The organism is Streptomyces nanshensis, assembly GCF_001751255.1.
Classification (GTDB): domain Bacteria; phylum Actinomycetota; class Actinomycetes; order Streptomycetales; family Streptomycetaceae; genus Streptomyces; species Streptomyces nanshensis_A.
Window position 1 is genome coordinate 1 of sequence record NZ_LJGW01000659.1, and the last position, 4,904, is coordinate 4,904.

The window sequence follows — 4,904 nt, forward strand, 5'->3', positions numbered from 1 at the left end:
CCCGCGAGCGCCCCGCCGCGTACATCGCCGTCCGCGCCCTGCTCGCCGCCGCGCATCCCGCCCGCGGAGGTCGGCAGTCCGGCGGCCGCGTACTCCGGTCCGCCCCACGGCAGCAGCGCCTCGGCGAGCAGCGCGCCGCAGTGCACATGCATCAGCCCGAGGTCGTCGACGGCCTGCGCACAGTGCGCACAGCGCTCCAGATGGGGCCTCAAGTCGGCGGCGGTCTCAATGGACTTCTGGTCCGCGTAGGCCAGCACCGTACGGTGCAGACGGCGGCACTCCTCGTCCCGTATCTCCTCCTCGTGGAGGCGTACGTAGGCGTTGTAGAGGTCCCGTCGCGCCCGCCGCTCCAGCAGCGACAGCTCGTCGGTGCCGCCGCCCAGCAACTGGTCGATGCGCGCGACGCCGTCGTACTCGACGCAGTAGTGCCACAGCACCGCCTGCGTGTGGTCCGGGAGCATGCCGAAGGCACGGGCCGCCATCGAGGTACGGGGGAAGTCCTCGGCCGAGGAGTCCCCCCTGCCCTCCGAGACGTAGTTCTGGATCCAGCCGATCAACTCTTCGTGGAGCTGGGCGCGTTTGGCCGTACCGGCCCAGTCGGCCGTCGTACGCAGCACGGAACACAGCGCGTGCGGACGGAAGGCGCCGGTGCGCGGCGCCCCCTCGCGTAACGTCGTCGCCCGGCGCCAGGCGCCGTCGGCCAGTTCCTCGGCCGCACTCGTACCGCGCGTGCAGACGGCGGCGAAGGCCCGCACGGCGTGCCGATGGCGTCGCTCCAGCTCACGGAGCGCGTCGCGGCACGCCTCGCTCTCCTCCCGCAGCAGCGGAAGGAGTTCCGCGTCCGACAGTCGCGCGCATTCCATCCGTTCGCTCAGCCCCAGACTCGACGGCGTCCCGCTCACGTCCACGTTCACGAGACGGATGCTCAGAGTGCATAGCCGATGACAGTACGAGGATACGACGTGCGGCCCTCCGAATCGGCTCCATCCCGGAGACCGGAGCAACGGTGAACGGGCGCCGCGGGAGGGCGAGTTGGGCGGGGCGACGGTTCACCCCGGGCCCGCCCCGCGCCTCGTCAGTGGTCCTTCGCGTCGTTCGTGCTCTCCAAGCCCGGAGTCCGCTCGCTGAGGTGGCCCAGCACGGCCCCTCCCGCGAACACCAGCCCGACGGCGACGATCTTGGCGGCCAGCGGCCCCAACAGGGGGACGGGCACGGCGTCTTCCCACCGGAAGAAGGCCCACGCCGCGAGAAGCCCCCCGAGAAGAATCAACGCGACGGCGCCCCAGGCCGCCAGCTTTCCCCACGGGTCCGGCTCGGGCACGCTCTCCGGTTCGGCGGTCGGCTCCACGTCCTCGTCGGTCACAGCCAACTCTCCCTCGCGCGCGTTCCGATCATGAGGAAGGACGCGAGGGTCGTGCCGGACGGTTCACCGTCCGGGGCGAGCAGGGTTCAACTCCGTGCAGTGCTGAGCAGAAACGCGGACCAGGCATCCGCCGGGAACGCGAGCCGTGGTCCGGTGCCGCTCTGCTTGGAGTCGCGAATGTGCACGGTGTGCGGGCATGCGGCGACTTCGACGCAGGCACCGCCTTCGCTGTTGCTGTGGGTGGACTTCCGCCAGGCGAGGGCGACTTCAAGGCAGGCGCCACCGTCGGTGTTGCTGTAGCTCGACTTGAACCAGACCCGTTCGCCGCCCATAGCTCCTCCGCCAACTCCTCGATGAGCCCGCTCTCTTGAGAGCTACCCACCTCGGGCGAAGGTCCTCACACGCTGTGGCCGCCCCTCAAGAACGCGGACCACGCCTGTGTGAGGAAGGTGAGCTGGGAGCCCCGAGTCCCCTGCTTGGAGTCGCGAACATGCACGGCGCACGGGCAGGCAGCGACCTCGACACATTCGCCGCCTTCGTCGTTGCTGTAGCTCGACGTCCGCCAGGCGAGGGCCACTTCAACGCAGGCCCCGCCCTCGTCGTTGCTGTAGCTGGACTTGAACCAGACCAGTTCGCCGCTCATGGTCCCTCCGCCACCCCTTGATAACGCCGACTCCCCCGACTGAGAGTCTGCCCACCCGGGCGGCGGGCCAGGCTCAGGCCCCGTGGTCGCTCGCTAGGAAAGCGGACCAGGCATCCGCTGGGAACGCGAGCTGCGGGCCAGCGTCGCCCTGCTTGGAGTCGCGAACATGCACAGTGCACGGGCAAGTTGCAACCTCAACGCAGTTACCGCCCTCGCTGTTGCTGCGGCTGGACTTCCGCCAGGTGAGGGCAACTTCAAGGCAGTTGCCGCCCTCCGTGTTGCTGTAGCTCGACTTGAACCACACCAGTTCGGCGCTCATAGCTCCTCCGCCAACTCCTCAATGAAACGCAGCGACTCCCCTGGACTGAGAGCTTGCCGAAGGATCATGTCATGACGCTGCCGGAGGACACTGAGCTTCTCCGGGTCTGCGTACAGCACACCCGTGGTCTGGCCTTCCTCATATCCGTAGTACTCGTGGCCAGAAGTCTCAAGCAACACGTACGGCCCCAGGCGTCCCGGGTGCGGACCTCGACCGTGGGGCATCACCTGGATAGTGACGTTACGAGGAGCACCGACCGACAGCAGGTGATTCAACTGCGCCTTGTGCGCCTCCGCATTCACGACACGATCCCTGAGCGCGGTCTCGGAGATAACGAAGTTAAATGCCTTCGTCTGCTGGCGTAGGAGATTCTGGCGCTCCAGGCGGGCCTTGACCCGTTCCTCAAGGGTCTCGTCCTCCAGCGGAGGGCAGTGGGCATGCAGCATTGCCCTCACTGTCTCCTCGGTCTGCAACAGGCCAGGAATGAACTCCCCCTCGTACGAACTGTGGGAGAGCGCAGACGTCTCCGTCTCCATGAACTCCTGCGAGTACGACGGAAACCGCTCCGGCTTCAGGTACGGCGCTGCCGCCAGCAGGATTCCGTTCGCGCCGCACACCACGTCGGCGACCTGGAGGACCGCCAACTGCGGTTTGCGGACGCCCCGTTCCATCGACCTGACGGCCTCGTAGCTGTAGCTGGCCCGCCTGGCCAGGTCCTCCCGGCTCACGCCGGCCCGTTCGCGCCACAGCTTGATCTGGTTGCCGCAGTACTCCCACGCCGGTGGCGGCGAACCCGTCCCGTTCACCCTGCCGTTGGTCAACGCGGCCACCTCCCCTGGACGCGCGGATCGCGCGCGCCCTCGCACCCTCCGTGTTCACGCCGTCACTGCGCAGCGTAGTCACGCACCCGCACCGTATGAGCCACGAATGGCGTGATTCCCCCGGCGGTGGCCGACACGGCCCAACTGGCCTCAGCCGGTTCGCCGTTCACCACCGCCGTATGCGGCCTCGCACCCTCAGCGCTCAGCCGGACGAAGCGCGCCCGTCGCGAGCACCCCGCCAGGGAGTTCTTTCGCTTCGGTGACGCCCTCGGCAGACGGCCCGCTCTCCGGCCCGTACGCACCTACCATCGCGACATGTCCGCAACTCCGCCCGCCCCCGCACGCACCGGCCAGGTGCGCCTCGTCCGCGACATCGTGCTCGTCTGCGCCGCGCCGCTCGTACTTGCCGGGTTCGGGCTCGGGCATCCGGGCGGGCTGCGGCCGCACAACGCCGAGCACTGGGCCGCGATGCACATCTGGCTGCTGCCCGTGTGGCCGCTGCTCGCGCTCGGGCTCGTCGTGCCGCTGCGCGGCCGACCGCGCCGGGACGCCGTGGGCGCGGCCACAGTCGTCGCATGGGTCGCGGGCTTCGGCTACGCCGTCTACTACACCGGGCTCGACGCCGTCGCCGGGATCGGCGCGGGGATCGCGGAGCAGCACGGCGGCGAGCAGCGGCGCCGCGTCGTCAATCCGCTCTTCCACACCGGGGACGCGCTCGGACAGGCGGGCGTGTGGTGCCTCACGGCCGCCGTCGTGGCGGCGACGGTGGCGCTGGTCCTGCGGTACGGGGCGCGGGTGCTGCCGGGGACGGCGGTGCTGCTGGTGTGCTGCTGGTCCTTCTTCGACAGCCACATCTTCCATCCCCGCGGGGTGGTGACGATGCTCGGCTTCGCGCTGGGCTTCGCGCTGTGGGCGGTTGCCGCGGCGCGTCCCGCGAAGGCCCGTACCGGCGCGGGCGACGCCCCGGCCTGACCGCCGGGACGTCCTGAACTCGGCTCCCGGCTGTCGTACCCCCGTGAAAGGGTGAGCCGCATGACCACGAGGACGACACCGGACGGCCGGCCCGTGCCACCGCCGCAGGCGGACGAACGCACCATGCTGGAAAGCTTCTTGGACTTCCACCGGGCGACCCTCGCCCTCAAGTGCGCGGACCTGGACGACTCCCAGGTGCGGGTGCCCTCCGCGGAGCCGTCGGCGATGACGCTGCTGGGGCTCGTGCAGCACATGGCGCAAGTCGAACGCAAGTGGTTCCAGGAGGTGTTCGCCGGTCAGGACGAGCCGCCGCCGTACACGGACGAGGGCAGGGTCGACGGGTTCGCGCTCGTCCCCGAACGCGGCATGGACGAGGCGATGGCCGTCTGGAAGCGCGAGGTGGAGCGCGGACGTGAGGCGACCGCCGGGGCCTCCCTCGACGACACGGGCACGCTGTCCCGTCGGGAGGCCGTGTTCCTGGGTACGTCCGAGGTCTCGCTCCGCTGGATCCTGATCCACATGATCGAGGAGTACGCGCGGCACAACGGCCACGCGGACCTGCTGCGCGAGCGCATCGACGGCGTCACGGGTACGTGATGCGCGGCGGGGTGTCCGCCGGGACGCGCGAACGCCCCGCACGGACACCCCCCGCACCGCCCGCGTGCGCTCCCGCGGGCGTCCCGGCCCTGCCCGAACTCCCGCCCGTACGGCCCGAATCGACGCTTCCGCCCGCACCCGGCGGGCCATGCGCACCCGGCGGGCCCTGCCTACTCGGCGGCCCCGGCG

At 70.1% G+C, this 4,904-nt stretch carries 8 protein-coding genes; 2 read left to right on the forward strand and 6 right to left on the reverse strand.

Annotated features, from left to right (window positions below; all coding sequences use genetic code 11):
• From AN218_RS31085 to AN218_RS31105, 6 genes are all read right to left on the reverse strand, one after another.
• Positions 1-914: RNA polymerase sigma factor (locus tag AN218_RS31085; RefSeq protein WP_476755980.1), on the reverse strand; the 914-nt coding region annotated here is incomplete at its 3' end.
• Positions 915-1,075: 161 nt separating this feature from the next.
• Entirely contained in the window at positions 1,076-1,363 is a 288-nt protein-coding gene (locus AN218_RS31090) for a hypothetical protein (protein ID WP_070020368.1), read from the reverse strand.
• 86 nt (positions 1,364-1,449) lie between these two features.
• Complete coding sequence (locus AN218_RS31095; RefSeq protein ID WP_070020369.1) at positions 1,450-1,695, reverse strand: DUF397 domain-containing protein; 246 nt, start codon at positions 1,693-1,695, stop codon at positions 1,450-1,452.
• A gap of 65 nt (positions 1,696-1,760) precedes the next feature.
• A complete protein-coding gene (locus AN218_RS31100) occupies positions 1,761-2,006 on the reverse strand; it encodes a DUF397 domain-containing protein (protein WP_070020370.1) in 246 nt (81 codons plus the stop codon).
• Between the two features lie 73 nt (positions 2,007-2,079).
• Complete coding sequence (locus AN218_RS34960) at positions 2,080-2,325, reverse strand: DUF397 domain-containing protein (RefSeq protein WP_079132785.1); 246 nt, start codon at positions 2,323-2,325, stop codon at positions 2,080-2,082.
• Positions 2,322-3,146 (reverse strand): helix-turn-helix domain-containing protein, encoded by an 825-nt coding sequence (locus tag AN218_RS31105; protein ID WP_244900876.1) that lies wholly within the window; start codon positions 3,144-3,146, stop codon positions 2,322-2,324. Before AN218_RS31105 ends, AN218_RS34960 begins: the two co-directional genes overlap by 4 nt.
• A 315-nt stretch (positions 3,147-3,461) precedes the next feature.
• Between AN218_RS31105 and AN218_RS31110 the strand changes: the two genes are divergently transcribed.
• Both AN218_RS31110 and AN218_RS31115 read left to right on the forward strand, forming a co-directional pair.
• Positions 3,462-4,118: a hypothetical protein gene (locus tag AN218_RS31110; protein ID WP_070020373.1), complete on the forward strand. Its 657-nt coding sequence runs from the start codon at positions 3,462-3,464 to the stop codon at positions 4,116-4,118.
• A 60-nt stretch (positions 4,119-4,178) separates the two neighbouring features.
• Positions 4,179-4,715 (forward strand): DinB family protein, encoded by a 537-nt coding sequence (locus AN218_RS31115; protein WP_070020371.1) that lies wholly within the window; start codon positions 4,179-4,181, stop codon positions 4,713-4,715.
• The last annotated feature ends 189 nt before the right edge of the window (positions 4,716-4,904 follow it).

What these genes read in the sequence shown, in the direction of transcription:
- AN218_RS31095 (WP_070020369.1), bottom strand. Translation starts at nt 1,695, where the DNA reads ATGGGCGGCGAACGGGTCTGGTTCAAGTCGAGCTACAGCAACACCGAC.
- AN218_RS31100 (WP_070020370.1), bottom strand. Translation starts at nt 2,006, where the DNA reads ATGAGCGGCGAACTGGTCTGGTTCAAGTCCAGCTACAGCAACGACGAG.
- AN218_RS34960 (WP_079132785.1), bottom strand. Translation starts at nt 2,325, where the DNA reads ATGAGCGCCGAACTGGTGTGGTTCAAGTCGAGCTACAGCAACACGGAG.
- AN218_RS31110 (WP_070020373.1), top strand. Translation starts at nt 3,462, where the DNA reads ATGTCCGCAACTCCGCCCGCCCCCGCACGCACCGGCCAGGTGCGCCTC.
- AN218_RS31115 (WP_070020371.1), top strand. Translation starts at nt 4,179, where the DNA reads ATGACCACGAGGACGACACCGGACGGCCGGCCCGTGCCACCGCCGCAG.